This is a genomic window from Streptomyces sp. NPDC041135 (assembly GCF_055592085.1).
Map to the genome: position 1 here is coordinate 1 of NZ_JBVIYZ010000095.1, position 1913 is coordinate 1913.

At 72.5% G+C, this 1913-nt stretch carries 1 protein-coding gene; it reads left to right on the forward strand.

The annotated features are described in order from the left end of the window. Window positions 1-51 precede the first annotated feature (51 nt). A partial coding sequence (locus tag ACZ6CZ_RS37970; protein WP_469030672.1) for an acyltransferase domain-containing protein occupies window positions 52-1913 on the forward strand: 1862 nt, incomplete at its 3' end.

The window sequence follows — 1913 nt, forward strand, 5'->3', positions numbered from 1 at the left end:
GGGGAGTGGCCGGTCGAGGGGGTGCGGCGGGCGGGTGTGTCCTCGTTCGGGATGGGTGGCACCAACGCCCACCTCATCCTCGAACAGGCACCGGAGCCGGAGACGGCCACCGCCGCGGAGAGTGCGCAGACCGCCCGCGCCGTGCCGTGGGTCGTGTCGGCCCGGTCGCCGGCGGCACTGCGGGAACAGGCGGCGCGACTGCGGGAGTTCGTCACGGCGGATGCTTCGGCGGGCGTGCTGGATGTGGCCCGGTCCCTGGTCGAGACGCGGACGGTGTTCGAGCACCGGGCGGTCGCGCTCGGCAGCGGCCGGGACGAGCTGCTGGCCGCGCTGACGGCCCTGGCGGACGGCGACGCGCCGACCGGGGTCGCGGACTCGGGCCGTACGGCGTTCCTGTTCACGGGCCAGGGCGCTCAGCGGGTCGGGATGGGCCGGGAGCTGTACGACCTGGCACCCGTGTTCGCGGAGGTCTTCGACGCGGTGTGCGCGGTGGTCGACCCGTATCTGGAGCGGCCGTTGCGGGAGGTCGTCTTCGGCGACTCGAACCTGCTCGACCAGACGCAGTACACGCAGGTAGCCCTGTTCGCGGTGGAGACGGCGCTGTTCCGGCTGGTGGAGGCGTTCGGGCTGCGCCCGGACGTGCTGATCGGGCACTCCATCGGTGAGCTGAGCGCCGCGCACGTCGCGGGGGTGCTGTCGCTGGAGGACGCGGGCAGGCTCGTCGCCGCACGGGGCCGGCTGATGCAGGCCGCACGTGATGGCGGGGCGATGCTCGCTGTGGCCGCGCCGGAAGCTGTAGTGGCTCCGGTCATCGGTGAGTATGCGGGCCGGGTGGATCTGGCCGCGGTGAACGGTCCCGCGGCGGTCGTCGTCTCCGGTGACGCGGACGCGGTGGAGGACATCGCGGAGCGCTTCCGGGCGGAGGGTGTGAAGGTCAAGCGGCTCACCGTCAGCCACGCCTTCCACTCCCCGCACATGGACGAGGTGCTGCAGGAGTTCACCCAGCTCGCCTCGACGCTCACCTTCCACGCCCCGTCGATTCCGATCGTCTCCAACGTCACCGGGCGACTGGCGACCACCGAGGAGCTGACGGACCCGGCGTACTGGGCCCGGCACATCCGTGGCACCGTCCGTTTCCACGACGGCATCCAGACCCTCGCCGGCGAACAGGGCGTGAGCCGGTACGTCGAACTCGGACCCGACCCCGTACTGACCGCCATGGTGCAAGGCGCCCTGGAGACCGGCCGGTTCGGGGCAACGTCCGTGCTCCAGGCGGGTAAGGGCGAGGAGCGTACGGTCCTGTCCGCGGTGTCGGCCGCCCACGTCACCGGTGCCGAGGTCGACTGGCTGCCTCTGCTCAGCGGCGGTCGGCGCATCGCCCTGCCCACCTACGCCTTCCAGCGCAAGCGGCACTGGATCGACGGGCCGGACGCCGCCGCGCAGCCACCGGAGGAGGCGCCGGAGGAGACACCGGCCGCCAACGGGTGGGCGGACAAGCTCCGGGCGCTGACCGGCGAGCAGGGCGACCGCATCCGCACCAGGATGCTCGCCGCGCTGGTCTGCCGGCACACGGTGGAGATCCTCGGCTACGACAGCGTGGACGAGGTCGATCCGGCGCTGACGTTCAAGGACCTCGGCTACAACTCGCTGACGGCGGTCGAACTGCGCAGCCGTCTCGCCGCCGACCTCGACCTCGCCCTGCCCTCCTCGCTGGTCTTCGACTACCCGACGCCCAACGCCCTCGCCGGGCACGTCGTCCGGGACCTCCTGGAGCTGCCCGACCTGACGGCGCCCACGACCGGTGTTCCCGCGGACGTGACCGACGAGCCGTTGGCGGTGGTCGGTATGGCGTGCCGGTATCCGGGTGGGGTGGCGTCGCCGGAGGAGCTGTGGCGGCTGGTGGCGGACGGGGT